This is a genomic window from Paenibacillus abyssi, assembly GCF_014640295.1.
Classification (GTDB): Bacteria; Bacillota; Bacilli; order Paenibacillales; family Paenibacillaceae; genus Paenibacillus_D; species Paenibacillus_D abyssi.
This window is the reverse complement of the sequence record NZ_BMGR01000002.1, coordinates 286,488-309,238: the sequence shown is the minus strand read 5'-3', so window position 1 is coordinate 309,238 and position 22,751 is coordinate 286,488. Positions and strand designations below refer to the sequence as shown.

The 22,751-nt window shown below is 50.3% G+C and carries 21 protein-coding genes and 1 riboswitch; of the genes, 17 read left to right on the top strand and 4 right to left on the bottom strand.

What is annotated here, in order from left to right; genetic code table 11:
- The first annotated feature begins 175 nt into the window (after positions 1–175).
- From IEW11_RS03940 to IEW11_RS03925, 4 genes are all read left to right on the top strand, one after another.
- Positions 176–1,981, top strand: a complete 1,806-nt coding sequence (locus IEW11_RS03940; protein ID WP_188529228.1) for a PAS domain-containing sensor histidine kinase — start codon at positions 176–178, stop codon at positions 1,979–1,981.
- Positions 1,982–2,186: 205 nt separating this feature from the next.
- Positions 2,187–3,272 carry a glycoside hydrolase family 15 protein gene (locus tag IEW11_RS03935; RefSeq protein WP_188529226.1) on the top strand — a complete coding sequence of 362 codons (1,086 nt, stop codon included), beginning with the start codon at positions 2,187–2,189 and terminating at the stop codon, positions 3,270–3,272.
- A 155-nt stretch (positions 3,273–3,427) separates the two neighbouring features.
- Positions 3,428–4,417 carry an L-glyceraldehyde 3-phosphate reductase gene (gene mgrA / locus IEW11_RS03930; protein ID WP_188529224.1) on the top strand — a complete coding sequence of 330 codons (990 nt, stop codon included), beginning with the start codon at positions 3,428–3,430 and terminating at the stop codon, positions 4,415–4,417.
- Between the two features lie 196 nt (positions 4,418–4,613).
- Positions 4,614–4,907 (top strand): hypothetical protein, encoded by a 294-nt coding sequence (locus IEW11_RS03925; protein WP_188529222.1) that lies wholly within the window; start codon positions 4,614–4,616, stop codon positions 4,905–4,907.
- An 80-nt stretch (positions 4,908–4,987) separates the two neighbouring features.
- Here IEW11_RS03925 and IEW11_RS03920 read toward each other — a convergent pair whose 3' ends face one another.
- Together IEW11_RS03920 and IEW11_RS03915 are read right to left on the bottom strand one after the other, a co-directional pair.
- Positions 4,988–5,695 (bottom strand): HNH endonuclease, encoded by a 708-nt coding sequence (locus IEW11_RS03920; protein ID WP_229724942.1) that lies wholly within the window; start codon positions 5,693–5,695, stop codon positions 4,988–4,990.
- Positions 5,696–5,776: 81 nt separating this feature from the next.
- Entirely contained in the window at positions 5,777–5,962 is a 186-nt protein-coding gene (locus IEW11_RS03915; RefSeq protein ID WP_188529220.1) for a hypothetical protein, read from the bottom strand.
- Positions 5,963–6,122: 160 nt separating this feature from the next.
- Here IEW11_RS03915 and IEW11_RS03910 point away from each other — a divergent pair, with 160 nt between their 5' ends.
- The 6 genes from IEW11_RS03910 (at position 6,123) to IEW11_RS03885 (ending at position 12,353) form a co-directional block, all read left to right on the top strand.
- Positions 6,123–6,746, top strand: a complete 624-nt coding sequence (locus IEW11_RS03910) for a TVP38/TMEM64 family protein (RefSeq protein ID WP_188529218.1) — start codon at positions 6,123–6,125, stop codon at positions 6,744–6,746.
- 89 nt (positions 6,747–6,835) lie between these two features.
- Positions 6,836–8,407, top strand: a complete 1,572-nt coding sequence (locus tag IEW11_RS03905; RefSeq protein WP_188529216.1) for an AraC family transcriptional regulator — start codon at positions 6,836–6,838, stop codon at positions 8,405–8,407.
- Positions 8,408–8,621: 214 nt separating this feature from the next.
- Complete coding sequence (locus tag IEW11_RS03900) at positions 8,622–9,575, top strand: ABC transporter permease (protein WP_188529214.1); 954 nt, start codon at positions 8,622–8,624, stop codon at positions 9,573–9,575.
- Position 9,576: 1 nt separating this feature from the next.
- On the top strand, positions 9,577–10,524 hold the full coding sequence (locus IEW11_RS03895; RefSeq protein WP_188529502.1) for an iron chelate uptake ABC transporter family permease subunit: 948 nt from the start codon (positions 9,577–9,579) through the stop codon (positions 10,522–10,524).
- Positions 10,518–11,276: an iron ABC transporter ATP-binding protein gene (locus IEW11_RS03890; protein ID WP_188529212.1), complete on the top strand. Its 759-nt coding sequence runs from the start codon at positions 10,518–10,520 to the stop codon at positions 11,274–11,276. Before IEW11_RS03895 ends, IEW11_RS03890 begins: the two co-directional genes overlap by 7 nt.
- A gap of 66 nt (positions 11,277–11,342) precedes the next feature.
- Positions 11,343–12,353 carry a siderophore ABC transporter substrate-binding protein gene (locus IEW11_RS03885; protein ID WP_188529210.1) on the top strand — a complete coding sequence of 337 codons (1,011 nt, stop codon included), beginning with the start codon at positions 11,343–11,345 and terminating at the stop codon, positions 12,351–12,353.
- Positions 12,354–12,407: 54 nt separating this feature from the next.
- Here the strand turns inward: IEW11_RS03885 and IEW11_RS03880 are convergent, their stop codons facing one another.
- The gene (locus IEW11_RS03880) at positions 12,408–13,571 is read right to left on the bottom strand and encodes an iron-containing alcohol dehydrogenase (protein ID WP_188529208.1); all 1,164 of its coding nucleotides are present in this window, start codon (positions 13,569–13,571) and stop codon (positions 12,408–12,410) included.
- Between the two features lie 153 nt (positions 13,572–13,724).
- Here IEW11_RS03880 and IEW11_RS03875 point away from each other — a divergent pair, with 153 nt between their 5' ends.
- The 3 genes from IEW11_RS03875 (at position 13,725) to IEW11_RS03865 (ending at position 16,757) form a co-directional block, all read left to right on the top strand.
- Complete coding sequence (locus IEW11_RS03875; RefSeq protein ID WP_188529206.1) at positions 13,725–14,840, top strand: nitric oxide synthase oxygenase; 1,116 nt, start codon at positions 13,725–13,727, stop codon at positions 14,838–14,840.
- Positions 14,841–14,960: 120 nt separating this feature from the next.
- Positions 14,961–16,070: a rhamnogalacturonan acetylesterase gene (locus IEW11_RS03870; RefSeq protein WP_188529204.1), complete on the top strand. Its 1,110-nt coding sequence runs from the start codon at positions 14,961–14,963 to the stop codon at positions 16,068–16,070.
- Between the two features lie 21 nt (positions 16,071–16,091).
- Positions 16,092–16,757 carry a hypothetical protein gene (locus IEW11_RS03865; RefSeq protein WP_188529202.1) on the top strand — a complete coding sequence of 222 codons (666 nt, stop codon included), beginning with the start codon at positions 16,092–16,094 and terminating at the stop codon, positions 16,755–16,757.
- Between the two features lie 173 nt (positions 16,758–16,930).
- On the opposite strand, the gene IEW11_RS03860 is transcribed toward IEW11_RS03865, so the two are convergent.
- Positions 16,931–17,086 carry a DUF1540 domain-containing protein gene (locus IEW11_RS03860; RefSeq protein ID WP_188529200.1) on the bottom strand — a complete coding sequence of 52 codons (156 nt, stop codon included), beginning with the start codon at positions 17,084–17,086 and terminating at the stop codon, positions 16,931–16,933.
- A gap of 186 nt (positions 17,087–17,272) precedes the next feature.
- Here IEW11_RS03860 and IEW11_RS03855 point away from each other — a divergent pair, with 186 nt between their 5' ends.
- From IEW11_RS03855 to IEW11_RS03840, 4 genes are all read left to right on the top strand, one after another.
- On the top strand, positions 17,273–17,449 hold the full coding sequence (locus tag IEW11_RS03855) for a hypothetical protein (protein ID WP_188529198.1): 177 nt from the start codon (positions 17,273–17,275) through the stop codon (positions 17,447–17,449).
- Between the two features lie 383 nt (positions 17,450–17,832).
- On the top strand, positions 17,833–19,578 hold the full coding sequence (locus tag IEW11_RS03850; RefSeq protein ID WP_188529196.1) for an ABC transporter ATP-binding protein: 1,746 nt from the start codon (positions 17,833–17,835) through the stop codon (positions 19,576–19,578).
- Positions 19,579–19,603: 25 nt separating this feature from the next.
- On the top strand, positions 19,604–21,625 hold the full coding sequence (locus tag IEW11_RS03845; protein ID WP_188529500.1) for an ABC transporter ATP-binding protein: 2,022 nt from the start codon (positions 19,604–19,606) through the stop codon (positions 21,623–21,625).
- A 177-nt stretch (positions 21,626–21,802) separates the two neighbouring features.
- A riboswitch (guanidine-I (ykkC/yxkD leader) is annotated at positions 21,803–21,958 on the top strand.
- 48 nt (positions 21,959–22,006) lie between these two features.
- The gene (locus IEW11_RS03840) at positions 22,007–22,726 is read left to right on the top strand and encodes an urea amidolyase associated protein UAAP1 (RefSeq protein ID WP_188529194.1); all 720 of its coding nucleotides are present in this window, start codon (positions 22,007–22,009) and stop codon (positions 22,724–22,726) included.
- Positions 22,727–22,751 lie beyond the last annotated feature (25 nt).

Here is a 22,751-nt window from a genome sequence, read left to right as displayed (position 1 = left end):
TCGCAGCGGTCAGCCTGCTTGTTATTTCTCACAAAAAGTGAGAGCGAGCTGCTGAAAAGGCGCCAAAAATATTCCTCATTCTTTGAATCTCGTATATGATATGGATAGAAAGACTACTTATGTTATCCGGGGTTGGTGAAAGGGATTGGTTCATCATGAAAAACAAGGGCCGCATATGATAAATCGGGATAACGTTGAATCCTTATTTAAAAATCATCCACTATTTCGATCACTAACCGACAATCCATCCGTTGGTTTGTTTGTATATCACGGCAAACGTATTATTTATTGCAATCCATGCCTGGCGAACATGCTCGGCTACACCGAGGAGGAAATGGAGGGCAAAGACCCGTTATCCTTAATTCCTGTTGAAGATCAGTGGATGATGGAGATCGACACGTCTAAGCAGCATGAAGTAAATAAAAAATTCCATTATCAGGTCCAGACGCTGCATAAAAATAACAGCGTATTAGTGATGGATTGCTTTGGAGAAACCGTCGACTTGAACGGCGAGCTGGTGTTTGCCGGCATGGTTGTCGATATAACCGAACATAAAAAGACGCAACAACTGCTCCAGCAAAGCGAAGAACGTTACCGGAGATTAATTAAGCTTTCGCCGGAACCGATTATTGTACATAGCGAAGAGACGCTGATCTATGCTAATGATGCGGCAGTAAAGCTTGCTAAAGCGAAAAGCGAAGGGGATCTTTTAGGGAGATCGGTGTTTGAGTTTATTCACCCTGCCATGCATGAAATGATTAAACAGCGAATTCATCATATATCGTCGGGCAAGGTGTTGGATTTTATTGAGAACATGATGGTCTGCATGGATGGATCGATCGTTGAAGTGGAAACATCCAGCGTGCTGATTACAACCTTTATGGGCAAGCCTGTTATCCAAACCGTTGTCAGAGACCTGACAGAGCGCAAGCGGATGGAAAGGGCGCTTATACAAGCGGAATCAAAGTATAGAAGCCTGGTTGAAGAAGGCATCGTCGGGGTGTATCTCTATCAGAACGGCCGGATCAGCTATGCGAACCCCCGGTTTGCCGAAGTATTCGGTTATACGCCGGAAGAGATCTACCAGATGGATGCCATTGATCTTGTTGAGGAAGAGGACAAGGAGCTGTTCAGCAATGATATAAAGAGGCTGTCTGAGGGGGTTAACAGCTTAGGCTTTCAATACCGCGCCCGCAAAAAAGACAACAGCGTTATCTTTGTCGAAGGGCATGGCACGGCCATGATATTCGATGGCATGCCTGCTATTACGGGAATGGTTGTCGATGTGACGGAGCGAAAACGAACCGAGCAGTTTCTCAGAAATTCGGACAAGCTATCCGCCATCGGAGAGCTTGCGGCCGGTTTGGCGCATGAGATACGCAATCCGCTCACCTCTTTAAGGGGATTTACCCAATTGCTGAAATCAAAAGCAAGCAGCGATCAGTCCTACTTTCAATTGATGCTGGACGAATTGGATCGCATCAATACGATTGTCAATGAATTCATGGCGCTTGCCAAACCGGAGGTAATGAGGACCGAACAGAGAGATATCCGGCCCCTGCTGACTAATGTGATCTACCTGTTGGAAACCCAAGCGATACTTAACAATGTGTCCATCGTGACTGAATTCGAAGTAGAGATGCCGAGTGTGCTGTGCGACGAAGGCCAATTAAAGCAGGTTTTTATGAATGTGATTAAAAATTCAATCGAGGCGATGCCGGGGGGCGGACAGCTATTGATTCAAGCAGGAATCGATCAGCAGAGGCAGCTTCTGCTGCGCTTCATTGATGAAGGAATCGGCGTTTCCGAGGAAGGGCTAAAGAAGCTTGGCGAGCCGTTCTATACCACGAAGGAGAAAGGCAATGGGCTTGGGCTGATGATGTGTTACAAAATCATAAAAACCCATCACGGAACGATGTCTTTTAAAAGAAATAAAGGGAAAGGAATTACCGTCGAGATCACGCTGCCTATTGGCCTGTGACGGAACATCATATCGGATGGATACAGGGCGCTCGATTCCGGGCGTTTTTTTTTATTAACACTTTTTCAGTCAGAGCCATATCCTATAGTGATTGGGTTGGAAGATCAAGGAGAGTAAAGTACCTGCAGGGGCGGCCGTTTAATATAAATAGATTCGGGCCACAATGGATAACAGGGATTATCTCTACCAAGAGGAGGAATCGGTTATGTTGTCCGAAAGTTACAAGGCTCTAGATCAGCTTTGTTTGCCGCATGGCTTGTATATTGCAAGCCCGGCTAAAGAGTACAGATATGTGTGGATACGCGATTGCGTGTATATGTCTTTGCCCTATGTAGATAAGCCTTCAAATCGCTACGAAAAGACGTATTACCGCTTGTTGGATCTGTTTAGAGAATATGAATGGAAAATAGATATTTTATGCCGGCACAGGCCGCGTTCGGAGTGGGAGTATATCCATGCCCGCTATACGCATGATAATGTGAGAGAGATTCATGATCAAAGCTGGGGACATATTCAGCATGATATGGTAGGCGCTTTCCTGTATGGGATCGGGTTGGGGCTCAAGCGGGGCAGGCCGATGCTTCGTGATGAGAAAGATGTTGAGATGATACAGAAGCTTGTGAATTACTTGGCTAATGTGGAGTATTGGCACGATACCGATAATGGAATGTGGGAAGAGTGGCGTGAGGTTCATTCTTCATCCGTCGGCGCCTGTGTTGCGGGCTTGAAAGCGGTGGCTGGCGTAGTCCACGTGCCGCAGGAGCTGATTGAACGGGGCCTGACAACGGTTCTGCGACTTTTTCCGAGAGAAAGCAATGATAAATTCGTCGATTTAGCACAGTTAAGTCTCATTTATCCGTATCGCTTGTTTACCGGTTTGCTGGGCGAGACGATTGTTTCAAATGTGGAAAAGCGGCTGCTCCGCGAACGGGGCGTCATCCGTTATGAGGGAGACAGCTATTACAGTACGCTCGAGCAGCAATACGGCAGAGCCTGCTCGCGGGACTTTTATCTCGGTTCGGAGGCGGAGTGGACGTTTGGCTTGCCATGGCTCGCCCTGTGCCATCAGGAATTAGGGCACTGGGATAAGGCGGAGCACTACATTAAAAGGACTGAGAAGGTAATGACGGCACCCGGGATTTTGCCGGAGCTTTATTATGGCGGCACAGCCAAAGCCAATCCCAACACCCCGCTGGGCTGGAGCTGCGCGATGTATATATTAGCCAAGGAAGCTGGGCTGGGCGCCACACCTTCCGCACAGAGAAAGCCTGGCCTGAGGATAAAAGCGTAGACAGCCAATATCGATGCTCCAGACATCTCCGGAATATGCGGAGGTGTTTTTTTCGTCGTCCGTTTTATGGAAGTAATGATATAATATAAGCATCCTTTTACAAGGAAAGTTGGAGGATTCGTGGCTATATTCAGTACAATAAGGAGGAGCAAACATTGAGCTATTCAGCAAATCCAGAAAGATATGAGCTCATGACATATAACCGCTGTGGAACGAGCGGCTTGAGGCTGCCGGCGATTTCCTTGGGCTTGTGGCACAATTTCGGAGGGATCGACGTATTTGAGAATGGCCGCGCGATGCTGTGCAGAGCCTTTGACTTAGGGATCACCCATTTTGACCTGGCTAACAATTATGGGCCGCCGCCAGGGTCGGCGGAGGAAACATTCGGCAGGGTGTTGAAGGACGATTTCTCCGCATACCGCGATGAGATGATCATTTCCACCAAGGCGGGCTATTACATGTGGCCCGGGCCATATGGAGAATGGGGCTCCAAGAAGTATCTGGTATCGAGCCTGGATCAAAGCTTGAAGCGGATGCAGCTGGATTATGTGGATATTTTTTATCACCATCGTCCGGATCCGAATACGCCGCTTGAAGAAACGATGGCTGCTCTGGACCTTATCGTCCGGCAAGGCAAGGCGCTTTATGTGGGTATCTCCAACTATCGTCCGGAGGAAACGAGAGAAGCGGCGCGAATATTGAAGCGGCTCGGCACGCCATGTCTGATTCATCAGCCGAATTACTCGATGATGTCTCGTTGGATTGAAGATGGGCTGCAGGATGTGCTGGATGAGGAAGGAATCGGATCGATTGTATTCTCTCCTTTGGAGAAGGGCATTCTGACAGACCGTTATCTGGAGGGAATAACGCCGGATTCCCGCGCGGCTGGTCCGAGCGTGTTCTTGAAGCCGGAGGATCTAAGCAAAGAGAGAATTGCCAAGGTCAAACAGTTGAATGAGCTAGCCATGGAGCGGGGACAGAAGCTCTCCCAGATGGCTCTGGCATGGGTACTGCGCCGCGGTAGAGTAACCTCTGCATTGATCGGAGCCAGTAAAGCCAGCCAGATCGAAGATGCGGTCGGCGCGCTGCGGGTACCGGATTTTACCGACGAGGAGTTAGCTCGGATCGATGCCATTTTAAAGTAATGCAGGAGCTGTTGTAACAGGAGATTGTCCTTTTCCAGGGATGGCGAGAGCCGGCGAGAAGCAGGCGATAAGGGATCGCAGTCGGCTTTTTTCACAGCGCCACTGGGCAATTCCGTGCCGAAGGTTCAGATGATGGTGTATTAGGGTAAGATATGACTGATACTGATATCTGAATCTTGTGTAGGAGGCGTTCATCATGGCTATGAAAAAAGACGATAGAGTAGACGATTTGGTCACCGAGAAGGATATTGATCCCGAATTCGGGCTTTTTACGGAAGAGCCGGATGCAGCGGGTGTTCCGGATGCGACCGAGGAGCTGATAGAAAGATATCCTTCCGAAACGGTTCTTAGAGTAGAGGAAGACCCCATACTCGAGGAGCCGGAGGACAGAATCATCGATCCGGTCGATCCCGCGGCGCCGCAAGAGGAGTTCCACGGGACAGATCTGCTGAACGGTGTAGGGAATAGACCTTACGAAGAAACGGAATAGATACAATAGCGAAGGGGCCGTCCCGCAAATCAAAAGATTTAGGATAGCTCCTTCGTTTAACGTTGTTGATGCAGTTCTTCTTATTCATCATGAGCCGATTCGATAAATTCGTCGACACTGCGGTCTGCCTTGCTCTGGTTGCACAGATTGCAGGCGCAGACACAGTTAAGAGGCGTCGTATGGCCGCCTTTTGCACGGGGCAGCAGGTGGTCGATCGTATCGCCGTAATCCCCGCAGAAAAAGCAGGTATACTGATCCCGCGTTAATATATATTGACGGAAATTTCGGTTGCTGTACAATCGGCGAACCGTGTGACGGTTCACGACGACAGCAGCATGCTCACGTACGAGCGTGACAGCTGTCTCCAAGTCCGATTCCTGCTGCCAGCGCCGGCCTTTATCCGTTCTGCCGCGCATCCAGACGATGCCGTGACGGTTCGGCCGCAGTACAGATGCATCCGGTCCATTCTGGCCGCTAGGTTTAGGGGGAGGGGTCGGCAGCGGACGTTTGATCCTCCGCTTAGGCGGCATGGGAGCGGCTGAGGGGTCGGCGCTTGCAAGCGAATCCGGATTAGCCGCAATAGATTGGTTGCGCTTACGTTTCAGCATGCGGCAGGTTCGGCATGCGCCGCGGCGGGTCCCGCTCCCGTGACGCTTGCCTGTCCTGCGAAGGAACTCGGACAGCGGTTTCGTTTCTTTACAATGAGCACATCGTTTATGGTTTGATTCAGAATGTTTGGTTGCTATTATTGCTTCTTGTGTAGCGGTATCCGGCCCTTGGCCCATCATTTCCACCTCATATTTTGTAGTCGCTTCGATCGTATGGACACTTGGTTCTATTGTACCTGATAACGATCCGACTGCAAAATGCTAAAGCAGCTTTTCTACGAGAAACAGGCTGGTCTTCACCACTTTATTGCGTGTCGGCAGGAAAACTTGAATCCACTCACCGTGCCTATCGATCACCACGCCTTTCCCTTCCCGCGTTTCAACCTGCGTTACATGAAGCTCGATTTGAAAAGGATATTGAACCAGCTTGTTCACCTTTCTCGGCATTACTAAACCCTCTTTCGATTGAAGGATAAGTTAAGTATAGTTCAGAAATGTCATGTGAGTATAAGCCGATTATTAGGTTTGCTAACATTTTTTGCTCTGGCCGCTATTACAGGTTATGATGGAACTGTTGGTCATCTTAATAGATTCTAGGAGAATTTCGATGCTTAAGAAACTCAGTATAGCTGTCCTTTATTTAGGAATCGCTTATGTCATCTATGTTAATGGAGATGCGCTTCTGACCTGGTTTCGTGAAGATAACAATGTCATATTGGTCATGGTCATGGCCACGCTTATGGCGTTGTTTCCGGTCATTCCCTATCCGATTGTCGGCGGGGTCATCGGGGCGGCTTTTGGCCCGGTGCTCGGGGGAAGCTTAACTTGGGTGGGGTCTTCCGCAGCGTCCATACTTATGTTTTTATTTGTTCGTTACGGATACCAGCAATGGGCGATAAAGCTGCTGCATCGTTACAGCAGTGTAGGCAAGCTCACGGAAATGTTTGAGCGGAATGCCTTTTTGACGATCCTGTTTTCCCGGTTAATTCCGATCATTCCGTCAATTGTTGTCAATGTTTATTCCGCAGTGAGCCGTGTCTCTTTTGGCGTATATGCGGTTGCCTCATTGCTCGGTAAAGTGCCCTCCATGCTCTTATTTGCGGTAGTTGGAGACAGCCTGATGACCGAGCCTGGAAATATGTTAATCAGCATTGCCATATACGGCGGTTTTCTGCTCGTTACGCTATCGATTTATTCACGCTGGAAGAAGAACAAAGCACTGTCAAGCTAGCAGTACAAGCCGGGAAACTAATTGACATTGAGAATCAATATCGTTTACTATTTGAGGATAATTGACTACTCTTGCAAGGATGTGAACGAATGGCTCTCCATCATTTTCCCGAGCGATTCGCTCTTCGCTATATCGCCACAGAGGAATACACGATAGAAGGGCGACTCTCCCTAGCGGTACCCAATCAGAATGAACCGCGATTCGGATATGTCACGAAAGAGAACGTTACGATTAATCTGAACCCCGATCGACAATTCCTCGCAGAGACAGTATTATGCGGGGAATTATTTTTTGTTCCGCCTAATCGGAATTGCCTAATACATAATCCATCTCCGCACGCTTCGCAGATCGTGATGATACGATTTCAATGGGAAGAAGGCAAAGACCTGATTACTGCCCGCATGAAGCAGGGAGCAGGCAGGCAGCGGGAAAGCAGAGTTTACAGGCATCGTATCCCTCAGGCGCTTGCGTGGATGCAGGATTTTACCCGCAGTGAGGGCGATAGCTTGGCGCTTCATTATCAGCGGTTGTCACATCTGTATGCGTTCGCTTCTTCGATGCTGGCAGGACTTCCAGGTCCGGAGCAAGCAGAGGATGAGCTGATGTCGTATGTGAAGCAAATCAAACAGAGGATGCTGGAGCGCTGTGACACGGACATGGATATGGAAGAGCTCGCACGCCAATCGGGCGCAAGCCCGAGCCGCTTTTACCAAACCTTTAAACATCATACCGGTCTGAGCCCGCATAAGTTTATGACCAACGTGCGCTTGAATGCCTCGCTTTCCCTGCTTGCCAATTCCACCGCTTCCATTCTAGAGGTGGCGCACTCAATCGGGTATAGCGATGAATTGTATTTCAGCCGCCTGTTTAAGAAGCATATGGGCATTACGCCAACTCTCTATTCAACATTAGCCCGCAAACGAATTGCTAATCTATCGCCGGTTTTTCAGGGAGATCTGTCTGTGCTGGGCATCACTCCTGCGCTTACGCTCCCCAGAGGCTGGTCGGATCATCCGGAGCAGTACATGGGGACAATCGAGCGCTGCCAGCCGGAGTTGATCTTCACCCCTCCCGTTCCGGATGACGTATATCGCACCTTGTCTACGATATCGCCTGTTGTCATGCTGCATTGGAAGGGAGCCCCCTGGAAGGAGAGGCTGCTGGAAATTAGCCGTGTTCTCGGGCTTTCATCGGTTGCCGAGCGATGGCTCGCTTATTTTGATGCGAAAGTGTTGAACGCACGGACGCACATACGGGAACATTTGGGGGAGACGCCTTTTCTGCTTGTGAGCGCGCATGAAGGATGGTTCCGTGTATTCGGCATGTTGCGGAGAAAGATGAAGGATTTGTTCTATGATGATTTGCAGATGACACCGCCGGCGCCTGCCAAGCGGATCAGTTTCCTCGATACGCCGTCTCTTCGCGACATTGCGGCTCTTGATTGCAGCAATGTGCTGTTTCTGACCCCTACTACTGCGAAAGATGATTTTTGCGCGGGGCTTGAAGCGGAGTGGAGGGAATTGAAAAAGGACCAGCCGGAAAAGCATTGTCTTTTTATACGGTATGAGCCGCCGCTGTTATACAACGCGGCCTTCCATGAAAGCTTGGTCGACCAGATGGTCAATCAATTACAACGTCCGGTAAGAAATGTCCATGTGTAAAAGTGGAATATCCATTCAACAATAGAAGGATTGTTGTACAATAGACGTATATGATGATAATGATTCTCAATTCTGGCGAAGCGGGGAATGTTGTTTGCAAGTGAAGGGCAGAAGAGAGGTGAAGAGGGAAATATAGGCCCCCGCTTGATACTCTATTGAGAATGATAATCTTTGTTAGTTGATTCAAAATAACGAACGGTACGAAGGAAAAACGATGAGAAAACGATATTTAGTCATGGCCCTTATTGTATTGTCTAGTATCTCGGTATTTATCGGCGTGAAAAATATTACGCCCTTGGATCTGTTCCAGCTCTCTGATGATCAGGCCCAAACCCTATTGGTTAGCCGCCTTCCAAGACTGGTTAGCCTCATTATCGCCGGCATAAGCATGAGTATTCTCGGTATGATCATGCAGCAGCTTACCCGCAACAAATTCGTATCGCCGACGACAGCGGGAACGATGGACTCCGCGAGGCTTGGCGTGCTCGTGTCGCTGATGCTCTTCACCTCGGCGACGCCGCTGCAGAAGATGCTCGTTGCATTTGTATTTGCACTAGCCGGAACGTTTATTTTCATGAAAATTCTGGATAAGGTCAAATACAAGGATACGATTTTTATTCCGCTTGTCGGGCTGATGTTCGGCAGTATTGTAGGCTCGATCACGACATTTTTCGCGTATAAGCATGACCTCATTCAGAATATTTCATCCTGGCTGCAGGGAAACTTCTCGATGGTCGTCAAAGGGCGTTACGAGCTGCTCTACATCAGTATCCCGCTGGTCATCATCGCTTACCTGTACGCCAACCGGTTCACGATTGCGGGCATGGGGGAAGAATTCTCGGTAAACCTGGGGCTTAAATACAAGCAGGTCGTCAATATCGGGCTTATTATTATTGCTCTTGTATCCTCTGTCGTTATCCTAACTGTAGGCGTGATTCCTTTCCTGGGGCTTGTGATTCCGAACATCGTGGCGATTTATCAGGGGGATAACCTGAAGCGGAATTTGCCGCATACCGCTTTATTGGGCGCTGTGTTCGTGCTGGGATGCGATATTTTGGGCCGGCTCATTATTTACCCGTATGAGATTCCGATCGGCTTGACCGTCGGTGTCATTGGCAGCGGTATTTTCCTTTACCTGCTCATGAGGAGAATAGCTTATGCATCGTAATATGATTGTGAAAATCACGCTGCTCGCCCTCTTGTCGTTTGCGCTTATTGCGGTCTTTCTGTTCTTTCAGGTTGAAGGCAGCTGGGACTATGTGATCCCAAGAAGGCTGAAAAAGATCGCTGCCATTGTGTTAACGGGCGGAGCCATTGCCTTCTCGACGATGGTGTTTCAAACGATTACGAACAACCGGATTTTGACACCGAGCATCATCGGCCTGGATGCCCTGTACCTGCTCATTCAAACGTTTGTCGTATTTGTCTTCGGGTCAACGACGTTAACGATGATGCATAAAAACTTGCATTTTCTGCTAACGGTAGGCTTGATGGTCCTTTTTGCGGGTGTGTTATACAAGGTGATGTTCAAGCGGGAGGGGCAAAACATTTATTTCCTGCTGCTTGTCGGCATCATTTTCGGTACCTTGTTTGGCAGTATGTCGACCTTTATGCAGGTGCTCATTGACCCAAATGAGTTTCTGATCGTCCAGGACAGGATGTTCGCCAGCTTCAATAATGTAAATACGGATCTGCTGATGATCTCCGTCATCATCATGGCGCTCATCGCGGCCTATGTCATGCGATTCATGAAATACCTGGATGTGCTGTCGCTTGGCAAAGAACATGCGGTAAACCTTGGTGTTCCCTATGACTACGTGGTCAAAAGGCTGCTGATCGTCATTGCCATCCTCATGTCGGTATCTACCGCGCTAGTCGGCCCGATCACCTTCCTTGGGCTGCTCGTGGCGAATGTTGCGCATGAATTAATGAGAACCTACAGGCACCGGATCTTGATCCCGGGCTCGATTCTAATTAGCATTGCTGCGCTGGTGGGAGGGCAATTCATTGTCGAGCGGGTGTTCACCTTCTCCACGACGATCAGCGTAATCATCAACTTTATCGGCGGAGTCTACTTCATCTATCTTCTATTGAGGGAGAACAAAAAAGTATGGTAGAGGTAAGAAATGTTTCCAAGCAATATGGGAACAAGAAAGTGGTCGAGCAGGTCTCACTGAACATAAGAAAAGGAAAAATTACGTCTTTCATCGGTCCAAACGGGGCGGGCAAGAGTACGCTCTTATCGATGATCAGCCGGCTCATTACCAAAGACAGCGGTGAGATTTATATCGATGGCGCGGAGATCGGGAAATGCAAAAGCAACGACCTGGCCAAGAAAATTTCGATCCTGAAGCAATCCAATCATATCAATATCCGGCTGACCGTAAAGGATCTTGTCTGTTTTGGCCGTTTTCCCTACTCGCAAGGGCGGTTGACCAAAGAGGATTGGAGGCATGTCGATGAGGCGATCGCTTATATGGATTTGCAGGAGATGCAGGACAGCTACCTTGACCAGTTGAGCGGCGGGCAGAAACAGCGGGCATTCATTGCTATGGTCATGGCCCAGGATACGGAGTACATCCTGCTGGATGAACCGCTGAACAATCTGGACATGAAACATTCCGTGCAAATTATGAAGGTGCTGAAGCGATTGGCCAGGGAGCTTGGCAAAACGGTCATTATCGTGCTGCATGACATCAATTTCGCTTCCTGTTACTCCGATTATATCGTCGCGCTGAAAGACGGAAAGATTATCAGGGAAGGGAGGACCGAGGAAATCATCGACTCACAGGTATTGAGAGAAATTTATGATATGGACATCCAAGTGGAGACAATTGGCAGCAACCGGATTGGGATTTATTTTACATAAGAGATGATGACAGCTGGGTGTTATGGTTCTGGTAACATTTAAAATTAATCATAGGAGTGAAGAGAAATGAGTAAAAAGCTTTCTTTAATCGTATTGTCAATCGTAATGATCATTGTGCTGGCAGCTTGCGGATCAGGCAGCAAGACGGAGAGTGGGGACATATCGGCCGCGGCGCCTGCGCCTGCAGTTCAGGACACAACCGGCAACACGGCAGAAGAGCCGGCAGCTGTGGATGAGACAAATATCACCATTACCCATGAGAAGGGTGAAACTACGGTGAAGAAAAATCCGGAGAAGGTCGTTGTGTTTGATTTTGGCGCCCTTGACACCTTGGATAAGCTGGGCGTTGAGGTGGCAGGTGTCCCGCAGGCGAATATTCCTCCCTATCTCTCGAAATATGAAGATGCCAAGTATGCGAATGTAGGCAGCTTAAAGGAGCCGGATTTCGAAAAAATAAATGCCATTGAACCGGATCTGATTCTTATTTCCGGAAGACAGGGTGACGCTTATGAAGAGCTGAACAAGATAGCGCCGACGATCTATATCGGTGTGGACAATTCGAGATATATGGAGTCGTTCACCGAGAATATGTACACGCTGGGCTTGATCTTTGGCAAAGAGGAGGCGGTGGAGCAAGAGCTGGCCTCATTGGAGCAATCGATAAATGAGCTGCATGAAACAGCATCGGCAAGCGGTGAGAATGCCTTGGTCATCCTGGCGAATGAAGGCGCTATTAGCGCTTATGGAGCAGGCTCGCGGTTTGGCATCATTCATGAGGTGTTCGGCTTTACGCCTGTCGACGACAACATTGAAGTATCGACGCATGGCATGAGCGTTTCCTTCGAATATATCACCGAGAAGGACCCGGACTATCTGTTTGTTATCGACCGCGGCGCAACCGTGGAAGGCGGCGATACGACAGCCAAGCAGCTGCTCGAGAATGATCTGGTGAAAAATACGAAGGCCTATCAAAATGATAACATCGTCTATCTGGACCCGAATTACTGGTACCTCTCCGGCGGCGGCTTAATCTCCGTCAGCGAGATGGTCAAGGAGATTGCAGAAGGCGCAAAATAAGGCCATACAAAGAGGCACCCTGTGTGGGTGCCTCTTTGTATGTTTGCCGCCGAGTTACAGCGACTTGCGGTAAATCGCGAGCACATCGTCGCGGTCAAGCTTCTTGAAGTTGCCGAATGGGCCGTATACCATTGCTTTGTCAGCCATGGCATCCAGATTCTCGTCACCGATCTCATAATCGGCCAAGCGGCTTGGAGCGCCGATCGAGGACCAGAAGGAACGCAGTGCCTGAATGCCTTCCAGTGCTGTTTCGCGGTCGCTCTTGCCGGAAGGATCAATGCCGAATACGTTCACGGCAAACTGCTTGAACCGGCCAACGCCCTCATCGAGGACATGCTCCATCCAGTTCGGGAACAGAATGGCAAGGCCTCCGCCGTGCGGGATATCATATACGGCACTTACCGCGTGCTCGATATTATGGGTTGCCCAGTCTCCGCGTACGCCCATCGACAATGTGCCGTTAAGGGCCATCGTTCCGCTGTACAGAATCGTTTCGCGGTAAGCGTAATTCGTCAGATCATTCAGCAGCTTAGGAGCGGTATCGATAACGGTGCGCAGGATCGTTTCGCTGAAGCCGTCCTGAACCGGCGCATTCTCCGTATGATTGAAATACTGCTCAATGACATGCGACATGATGTCAACCATGCCATAGATCGTTTGATCTTTAGGTACCGTGAAGGTGAATTCCGGATCAAGAATGGAGAACTGCGGGAATACAAGCGGGCTGCCCCAGCCCTGCTTCTCTTTTGTTTCCCAATTTGTAATGACAGAGCCGGAGTTCATCTCTGAGCCTGTGGCAGCGAGCGTAAGCACGGTGCCGAACGGAAGGGCAGTTTCGCCGGTTGCCTTGCGGGTAATGATATCCCATACATCGCCATCAAATTTTGCGCCGATCGCGATGGCCTTGACGCAGTCAATGACACTTCCGCCGCCAACGGCAAGGATGAAATCGATGTTTTCGCTCTTGCATAGTTCAACGCCCCGATGGACGGTAGTCAGCCGCGGGTTAGGCTCGACGCCGCAGAGTTCAAATACGTTGGCGCCAAACTGCTTCAGCTGGTCGATGGTTTTGTCATAGAGGCCGTTTTTCTTAATGCTTCCTCCGCCGTACACCAGAAGGATGTTATTTCCGTATTTTGGAATTTCCGTATGAAGATGATCCAGCGTCCCTTGACCGAAGAAAAGCCGGGTCGGGTTGTGATACACAAATGTATTCATGATATGCTTCCTCCATTCGGTTAGATCGTAACTTAATTAATTATATACAAGAATTCAGCAAGCAACAAATCCCTCTCCGGAGCCAGATCGGTTTGGAAGTACGGCTGGTTTTCTATATAATAAATTGTATCTACATGGACGGGAGAACACAGCATGAAAGAGAATTCATTTTTGTTGAAAGAAGCCGGACAATTTATCGATCTATGTTACAGGGAACTGGGGAAGACGAAGGAAGAGATCAATAACCGCTTGATTGATATCACGCGTGCCGTGGATCAGCAGGGTTATTATGAACATACTTATGAGGAGCTTCGGTACGGCGCGATGTTAGCCTGGCGCAACAGCAACCGCTGTATTGGGCGATTATTCTGGGAGACGCTTCAAGTATTCGATGCCCGAAACGTGGAGACAGAGGAAGAAATGGCGGGAACGTTATTCCAGCATATCGAAAAGGCTACAAATGGCGGGAAGATTCGGCCTGCGATCACGGTATTCAGGCAAGCGGTGGACAGTGAACGGCAGATCCGTATATGGAATCACCAATTGATTCGTTATGCAGGATATGAGACTGCGCATGGCATCATAGGGGATCCTGCCTCGATTGCGTTTACCCGGCAATGCAGTGAGCTCGGATGGATTGGGGAGGGCACCGCTTTCGATGTCCTGCCGCTTGTCCTGCAGATGGATAATCGGGCGCCGCGCCTCTTCGACATTCCGCGGGGGCTCGTACTCGAGGTGCCGATCTCACACCCGGATATTCCAGCTTTCACGGATCTAAGCCTGAAGTGGTACGGCGTTCCGATGGTATCGGATATGGAGCTTGAGATCGGGGGGATCCGTTATACGGCCGCTCCATTTAACGGCTGGTATATGGGAACGGAGATCGGCGCGCGAAACTTCGCAGACGAAAAGCGTTATAATATGCTTCCTAAGGTCGCATCGGTCATGGGGCTGGATTCAAGCCGCGAAGCATTTCTGTGGCGGGACAGGGCGCTGGTGGAGTTGAACGTGGCGGTGCTGCATTCCTTTCGGGAGTGCGGAGTAACGATCGTTGATCACCATACCGCGGCTCAGCAGTTTATGCGGTTTGAAGAACGAGAGCATAAGAATGACCGGGATATTACAGGCAGATGGTCTTGGCTGATCCCGCCGCTTTCACCGGCCGCGACGCCTGTTTTTCATCAATCCTATGTTGACGAGGTGAAAACGCCCAACTTCTTCTATCAGGAAAAAGAAGCGAAGGGCTGCCCCTTTTCGGTTGAGCGATAGACAAACATATCGGTTTTTTAAACATCTTCACCGGAATCCTGACTGTTCAGGCTGGTGAAGATGTTTTACGATTGGAGGTAGAATGCCATTTAAACAGAAAAGGACAGGGGGAACACGGGCATGTCATCAGATTTGAAATTTAACTTCGGACCGGAAGGAGACAGCGGCAGGGGATATAAGCGGGTCACGGCAGAATGCGGTTATGATGCCGCGCGAGGCTACGGATTCACAAATCTGGAAGCGGTTACTTCCAGAGATAGGGGAGGGTCCGATCGTCTCACCCGTGATTTCTGTATTCCTTACCACACTTCTTTTATCGTAGATGTTCCGAATGGAAGCTATACTGTCTCCGCGCTGATGGGCGATGCGGTCGTCCCGACTTGCACGACGGTGAAGGCCGGAGCGGGAAGACTTATGATCAGCAGCAGGAAGGCAGCTGCCGGACAATTCGTCCGGTCCATGTTTGCGGTCCATGTTCGTGACGGCCAGCTCAAGCTCTCGTTCTCCGGGCAGGCGCCCCGCATTAATGCGCTTGAAATTACGCCTGCGCCCGGCGCAGTTGCACTGTACCTTGCTGGAGATTCGACGGTTACCGATCAATCGGAGGAGGGCTTTCCGTACGCGGGGTGGGGACAGATGCTCCCTATGTTTCTGAAGCACGATGTAGTCGTTGCCAATTATGCGGAGTCCGGTCGCAGCTCCAAGAGCTTTATTGATGAGGGAAGACTGGATGTGATCCTGGATGAGATCAAGGCCGGCGATTTTCTGTTCATCCAATTCGGTCACAATGATCAGAAAACAGATGAAGAACGGCACACGGACCCGGCAACAACCTACCCGCAATACTTAAAACAGTATATTGATGGCGCACGCGGGCGGCAGGCCATTCCCGTGCTGGTAACCTCCGTGCACCGGCGGTTTTTCGGCGAAGGAGGGAAGCTGACCGATACGCACGGAGCGTATCTGGAAGCGGTAAGGAAGCTGGCCTATGAGGAACAGGTGCCGTTAATTGATTTGGCGGACCGCAGCAGGGCGCTGTTCGAAGCATTGGGTGAAGAAGGCACGAAATCGATCTTTATGTGGGGAGCGCCGGGCGAGTTCGCGAATTTCTCCGAGGGCGTCCAGGATAATACTCATTTTCAAGAGCAGGGCGCAATCGAAATTGCCAGGCTTATAACCGAAGAAATCAGGGCGCAAAAGTTATGGCCGCTTGCGCTTTATCTCAGGTAAGCTGTACGAAGGGACGAGATTATGAAACGTGTAATGATGCGTGCGCAGCTGCGGGAAGGAGTCGAAGACGCTGCCCTGAGCGTGATGCAAAAAGGCGGATTGGCTAAGCAACTTGTGGACTCCGGAGAGATCATGACCGTAACGGCCAGCCGGTGGAGGGGCAATGTCTTTTTATATTACGAATGTATTGCTCGTGACATCACGCCGATTGAGATGCTGCCTGAACTGAACAGCTATCTGGCGGATTGGCCCGGCACAGCCGAGAAACGGAAGTGGGTCAAGATGGCAGATGTATTTCATTTCAATGAGCCGGCCGGATACGAGCATTGGCTGCGGAAGCAGCCGGTTGAGAGGAGGGTTGGCAGAGTCGCTCATCTGCGGCCTGAAATGATCGGCAGTTACATTTATTATCATTACCAGCTGCAGGAGGAACGTGCTTTCCTGGGAGGGAAATACGAGATCATCGGCATTCATGAGAATCTGCTGTTTGGCTATCAGGAGTTTCCGGCTGTGGCAGAAGAGCCGATCCTGCCTAAAAAGCTGCAAACGTCCGGAACTCCCGCGGATTGGAATGATTCCAGGATGGACCTGCACTTTCAGTCTTGGGAAGACGGCCATTTATATTTTAAGCCGATCGAGCAGGTATTTGCTTATTATTGTGGAGATACTGGTGGCAAAAAAGGATGATTTTCTTGTTATGAGTGATAATAATTATCATTGATGGCTATACTACTTCATGAGCCGGCCAATTAGCGGCTGCCCGACGTTATTTTTAATGCGCACAGCATCATTTCGCAGCGGCATCCAAGCCCGAGTCCGATCAAGAAAAGAGGCAGCCGCTCTATGGCTGCCTCAGGCGATTAGATTTTTGGTTCAAATGTTCTGCAGTCGGTTTCTTCGGAATTGCTCGCATGCTTGCCTCGATGGCTGACGACATAAATCGAGGAAGCATTGCACTTATTTCCTGCTGCCCAGTACTTGCAGGAGTTTACTTCACATAGTACATCTTGTGCCATTGTTCTCACCTCCAATCCTTATAGGATGGGGTAAGGGGATGGCTTATTATACGTTGTGCGGTTTTTTATTTTTCTCCGGGTGAGATTTTACAGGGGGGCTGCTGTTAACTGGCCTGCTGTGCTGTGCATTGTATAGGAAACGCCGGGAATCGGGAAACTATAATCATTGAAGAAAGGAGATGCGCCATGGCGAATAATGTAAATTATAACCGTAACCGTAACAAAAACACGGATAATAACGGGCAGAGTGTGTCGGATGTGCATGGAGGCGAATTTCGCAGAGGGCGTCTAAGCCAAATCAAGAACAACAATCCCGAAGGCGAGGATGTTCCTAACGAGTACGTGAGTGAAAAAGAAGAGTAGCGCAAAAGATCACTATACGACCAAGAAACCCTTATTGACATAATTTTGAATGGATGGTAAAGTTCAAATAAATGAACCGGAAGGAGGATTACGCTTCATGAAACATCGTACAAATAGCCTTAATTCAACAACAAAACAATGGAATCAGATGAACGTAATCCATCCGGGCGTACAGCTATTTTGATCATGGAAATTCCCTGAATCAAAGAGGCGCATGGTTGCGATTATCGTAACCGTGCGCCTTTTTTGCCGGGCAAGACAGATTGCGGCTGCCAGCCGAACTGATCCTTGCTGCGGAAAGGAAAGCGCATCGTTTGCAGCGGTGCGTTTTTTCTGTTCTTGGGAAGAGGCTGACGTTAGGATGGAAGATGGGGGTGTGGCATATGTTTGTGGTACTAAAAAAATTACAGTGGTTTTTCGGCATGCACTGGAAGCGTTATGCAGTTGCCATCATTTTGCTTGTGTTTGCGGGAATTCTCGATGTCATCCCGCCATGGCTGATTGGCTATTTGATTGACGGCATTCATCAAGGCACGCTGGATTCGACCCGGTTTTTCCAGCTGATGCTTGGCTGGGGCGGCATTATTATTATCGGTTATGCTATCACGTATGTGTGGTTTTACAAATTGTTTGGCGGGGCCTTCGTGCTGGAGCGCATTCTCCGTTCGCGGCTGATGCGGCATTTTCTAAAGATGACTCCGACCTTCTACGAACGCAATCGCACGGGCGACCTCATGGCAAGAGCGACCAATGACCTTGGCGCCGTCTCGCAAACGGCAGGGTTCGGCATTCTGACCCTGGTCGATTCAAGCTTATTCATGGTCACGATTCTCATCGTGATGGCCGGTCTGATCAGCTGGAAGCTGACGCTTGCGGCGCTGCTGCCGCTACCCTTTATCGCGCTGGCAATGAAGCATTACGGGAAGAAGCTTCATGACAGGTTCACGGATGCCCAGGATGCGTTCGGCGAGTTGAATGATCAGGTGCTGGAGTCGGTATCCGGCGTAAGGGTTATCCGTGCATTCGTCCAGGAAGGGGCAAGCAAGGAACAGTTTCGTGCCAAAACAGGCGAGGTATTCGATAAAAATATCGCCGTTGCGCGCATTGATTCGTTATTTGAGCCGACGATTAAAATTCTTGTCGGGCTAAGCTACTTGATCGGCTTATGTTACGGTGCTTACCTGGTGTTCCATAACGAAATTACGCTGGGCGAGCTGGTATCGTTCAACGTGTTTCTTGGGATGCTGATCTGGCCGATGTTTGCGATCGGCGAATTGATCAATATTATGCAGCGGGGCAACGCTTCGCTTGACCGGGTGAATGAATCGCTGGGCTATCGTCAAGATGTGAAGGAAGCGGCCAATCCTGTAGCGGTAGTGGAGCCGGGAACGCTGAAGTTCGAACAGGTCACCTTCCGGTACCCGTCTTCCCAAGCGGATAACCTGACAAATATCTCGTTTACGCTGCATAAGGGGCAGACACTGGGCGTTGTCGGACGGACGGGAAGCGGCAAGACGACATTGCTCAAACAGCTGCTGCGCGAATACCCGCATGGGACAGGGGAGATTTCCATCTCAGGCGTATCGATAGAGCAGATGGAGCTGCATCAGCTCCTCGGTTGGATCGGCTATGTGCCGCAGTCGCCGGTGCTGTTCTCCAGATCGATCCGGGACAATATTTTCTTCGGATTGTCGGACGGCTCGGAGGAGGATCTGCAGCGCGCGCTTGACCGAGCGGCATTCTCCAAGGATATCCAGATGCTCCCGGATGGCCTTGATACAATGGTTGGCGAGCGAGGAGTGGCGCTCTCCGGCGGCCAGAAGCAGCGGGTAAGCATTGCGCGGGCGCTGATTGGGAATCCCGATATTTTACTGCTCGATGATGCGCTGTCAGCCGTTGACGCGAAGACCGAGGCGGAGATCATCGAAGGCATCCGGACGGAGCGGGCAGGCAAGACAACGCTCATTACGACGCACCGGTTGTCTGCGGTACAGCATGCCGATTGGATAATCGTGCTGGACGAGGGACGCATTGTAGAGCAAGGCAAGCATGAACAGCTGTTGAAGCAAGGGGGCTGGTACAAAGAGCAGTTCGACCGCCAGCAGCTGGAATCGCTTACGGAATCGTAAGGAAAAAATTGAGGTGTTGGAACCAATGGGACAGACAGGCAAACGATTATATCAATATGCAATGCTGTATAAAAAAACGATCCTGATCGCGCTGGTGTTTCTCGTGCTGGCGGTATGTACAGAGCTGGCAGGTCCATTCATCGCGAAAAAGATGATCGATGACAATATTCTCGGGATCGAGAAGAAATGGTACGAGACGGCCGGTGAAGATCGCTATGCCGTCTCCCATGAAGGGCAATGGTACAAACGGGAAGACCATTTTACCGAAGGTGAAGCGCGGGGGCAAGAGGCCAGGGTGCTACAGGTCGGACGCAGCTTCTATTGGCTGGATGGGGAATTGGCATTTGACGGAAGGCGGGAGGTAACGGATGGTTTGCTGACTGTGACCAACACGGATACATCGGAAACGTTATCTTATCCGGTAACGCGGCTGACCTCCAGCGAGCTGTATAAATTCTATGCACCTGAGCTGCCGGGCTTGCTGACGATGGCCCTGCTCTACTTCGGCCTGCTCGTGCTGGCTGCGCTGTTTACCTATGGGCAGCGGTTGATGCTGCAAACGTCGGCGAACCGGATTGTGCAGAAGATGCGCAATGATGTATTTGCCCACACACAGCGGCTGCCGGTTCAGTATTATGATAACCTGTCAGCCGGCCAGGTCGTCTCACGGATCACGAATGATACGGAAGCGATCCGTGAGCTGTACGTATCGGTGCTGGCCAACTTTTTCTCGGCAATCGTCTATATGGCGGCAATCTTGGGCGCGTTGTTCCTGCTCGATTACCGGCTGGCGCTCATCGCGCTGCCGCTTGTGCCGATTCTGATCATCTGGGTGAAGGTGTACCGCAGGTTCGCTGCGCGTTATAACGAAATTATCCGAACCAAGCTCAGCGATATTAACGGCATGATTAATGAAACGATCCAAGGGATGCCGATCATTCGGGCATTCCGCCGCGAGAGGGAGACGATGAAGGAATTCGAGGGATTGAACGAGCAATATTTTACGTATCAGAATAAGCTGCTCAACTTGAATTCGATCACCTCCCACAATCTGGTGAACGTGATCCGGAACATCATTTTCCTGGTCGTGATCTGGCTGTTCTGGGGCGACTGGCTGGGGACTGCAGTGACAGTTGGCGTGCTGTATGCCTTCGTGGACTATATGAACCGGATGTTCCAGCCGATCGTAGGCGTTGTGAACCAGCTCTCTAACCTCGAGACAGCACGGGTATCCGCGAACCGGGTATTCAAGCTGATGGATCAGGAAGGCACGGAGGTCGATACGGGCACGATGCAGCGGTACAAAGGCGAAGTGGCCTTCGAGAACGTGACCTTCGCTTATAAGAAAGAAGAGAATGTGTTGAAAAACATTTCATTTCAAGCAGCGCAGGGGGATACGGTAGCACTGGTCGGGCATACCGGTTCCGGTAAAAGCTCCATTCTCAATCTGCTGTTTCGGTTCTATGATATTCAGCATGGGCGGATTACGGTCGATGGCAAGGATATTAAGGAAATTCCAAAGCAGCAGCTGCGCCAGCATATGGGCATTGTGCTGCAGGATCCGTTCCTGTTCACGGGCACCATCGCCTCGAATATCAGCTTGAATAATCCGGCAATCAGCCGGCAGCAGGTGGAGCAGGCGCTGCGTGATGTGGGCGCGTATAACATGTTCATGAGCATGCCGGACGGCATCGATGCGCCGGTCATTGAGAAAGGAAGCACGCTGTCGTCAGGGCAGCGGCAGTTAATCTCATTTGCGCGGGCGCTCGCGTATGATCCGGCCATTCTCATTCTTGACGAGGCAACGGCGAGCATTGATACGGAGACGGAAGCGATCATTCAGGCGGCGCTTGATGTGCTGAAGCAAGGGCGCACGACATTTGTCATTGCGCACCGGCTGTCGACGATCCGCCAGGCGGATCAGATTCTTGTGCTCGACCGCGGACAAATTGTAGAGCGGGGCAACCATGAGCAGCTGATGGAGCTGCGCGGCAAATATTTCGGGATGTATCAGCTGCAGCAGGGGACGATGCAGACGGTCTCCTGATGAAGGGAAATGGCCCGCTTGGCAGACGTGATGTCCGCCAGGCGGGTTTTTATAATTATTATGTAATAATACCTGACATAATTATTGACAACTTTCCTTTATTCACACTATACTACGATTAACGTTAGATTACTTGACAGGAAAATAGGGGTTCTCATCAGCAATCGATTGAGAACAATAAAAGCTGTCTAGGGTTCCGTTGACGGCAGTGAGGCGAGTTGTAACAGGAGGCTTGCCCATTGCAATCAGGTCTGGTCCAAGAGACGGCGTACAGGAGGCGTCAGCAGCAGCGGCGTGAACTGTATCACACGGAAGGATAAAAGCCTGGGAGATTACTCCCCGGCTTTTTGTTTTTTAAATTAGATTCGGGAGGGTTACATGATGAACAACATATGGAGTACAACGATCCGTCCAGGCGGCAAATGGTCAGGGCAGATTGGCAGGGGCAAGCTGCTTCGTTTTACAGCGCTCGGTGAAGGGGCCAATATCGCGATGCTGATGTACAACGCCAAGGATTTGACCGAGCGCTACAATATGCCGGATACGCTCAAGGCACAGCATACCTCGCATCTGACGAAAGGGAATGTGCTGATGAGCGACAACGGCCGTGCGCTCGCAAGTTTCGTAGAGGACAGCCTTGGCTGGCATGATCCGATCTGTGGCAGCACGACCCGCGCTGCCACAGACGCTAAATATGGCAAAACGAGCTATCAGGAGCTGCGGAACGATTGGCTGCACAGCGGCGAAGAAAATTTTACGGTGGAGCTCGTAAGGAACGGCTTGGGGAAACGTGATTTAATGCCAGCTGTTAATTTATTTTCCAAAGTGTTTTGCGATGATGCAGGGAATATGCATTTTGATCCGGCGCATTGCCCGGAGGGCGCAACCGTTACGCTGCGCACAGAGATGGATGTACTGCTGGTGTTGTCCAACACGCCGCATCCGCTTGATCCCAGGACAGTCTATCCATCGGTGCCGTTCAAGCTCGAGATACTGTCCGCAGCGCCAGTAGATGCGCTGGATTATTGCGTGAACTACCGGCCGGAGAACCGGCGCGCTTTCGAGAATACATGGGAGTACCACACTCTGTTGGGGATCTGAAAGAAAAGAATCAGTGAATGAGGGA

Bases quoted from the DNA above. Each gene is read 5' to 3' on its own strand.
- IEW11_RS03940 (WP_188529228.1), top strand. From the start codon at position 176: ATGATAAATCGGGATAACGTTGAATCCTTATTTAAAAATCATCCACTA.
- IEW11_RS03935 (WP_188529226.1), top strand. From the start codon at position 2,187: ATGTTGTCCGAAAGTTACAAGGCTCTAGATCAGCTTTGTTTGCCGCAT.
- IEW11_RS03925 (WP_188529222.1), top strand. From the start codon at position 4,614: ATGGCTATGAAAAAAGACGATAGAGTAGACGATTTGGTCACCGAGAAG.
- IEW11_RS03920 (WP_229724942.1), bottom strand. From the start codon at position 5,695: ATGATGGGCCAAGGGCCGGATACCGCTACACAAGAAGCAATAATAGCA.
- IEW11_RS03915 (WP_188529220.1), bottom strand. From the start codon at position 5,962: ATGCCGAGAAAGGTGAACAAGCTGGTTCAATATCCTTTTCAAATCGAG.
- IEW11_RS03910 (WP_188529218.1), top strand. From the start codon at position 6,123: ATGCTTAAGAAACTCAGTATAGCTGTCCTTTATTTAGGAATCGCTTAT.
- IEW11_RS03905 (WP_188529216.1), top strand. From the start codon at position 6,836: ATGGCTCTCCATCATTTTCCCGAGCGATTCGCTCTTCGCTATATCGCC.
- IEW11_RS03900 (WP_188529214.1), top strand. From the start codon at position 8,622: ATGAGAAAACGATATTTAGTCATGGCCCTTATTGTATTGTCTAGTATC.
- IEW11_RS03895 (WP_188529502.1), top strand. From the start codon at position 9,577: ATGATTGTGAAAATCACGCTGCTCGCCCTCTTGTCGTTTGCGCTTATT.
- IEW11_RS03890 (WP_188529212.1), top strand. From the start codon at position 10,518: ATGGTAGAGGTAAGAAATGTTTCCAAGCAATATGGGAACAAGAAAGTG.
- IEW11_RS03885 (WP_188529210.1), top strand. From the start codon at position 11,343: ATGAGTAAAAAGCTTTCTTTAATCGTATTGTCAATCGTAATGATCATT.
- IEW11_RS03880 (WP_188529208.1), bottom strand. From the start codon at position 13,571: ATGAATACATTTGTGTATCACAACCCGACCCGGCTTTTCTTCGGTCAA.
- IEW11_RS03875 (WP_188529206.1), top strand. From the start codon at position 13,725: ATGAAAGAGAATTCATTTTTGTTGAAAGAAGCCGGACAATTTATCGAT.
- IEW11_RS03870 (WP_188529204.1), top strand. From the start codon at position 14,961: ATGTCATCAGATTTGAAATTTAACTTCGGACCGGAAGGAGACAGCGGC.
- IEW11_RS03865 (WP_188529202.1), top strand. From the start codon at position 16,092: ATGAAACGTGTAATGATGCGTGCGCAGCTGCGGGAAGGAGTCGAAGAC.
- IEW11_RS03860 (WP_188529200.1), bottom strand. From the start codon at position 17,086: ATGGCACAAGATGTACTATGTGAAGTAAACTCCTGCAAGTACTGGGCA.
- IEW11_RS03855 (WP_188529198.1), top strand. From the start codon at position 17,273: ATGGCGAATAATGTAAATTATAACCGTAACCGTAACAAAAACACGGAT.
- IEW11_RS03850 (WP_188529196.1), top strand. From the start codon at position 17,833: ATGTTTGTGGTACTAAAAAAATTACAGTGGTTTTTCGGCATGCACTGG.
- IEW11_RS03845 (WP_188529500.1), top strand. From the start codon at position 19,604: ATGGGACAGACAGGCAAACGATTATATCAATATGCAATGCTGTATAAA.
- IEW11_RS03840 (WP_188529194.1), top strand. From the start codon at position 22,007: ATGAACAACATATGGAGTACAACGATCCGTCCAGGCGGCAAATGGTCA.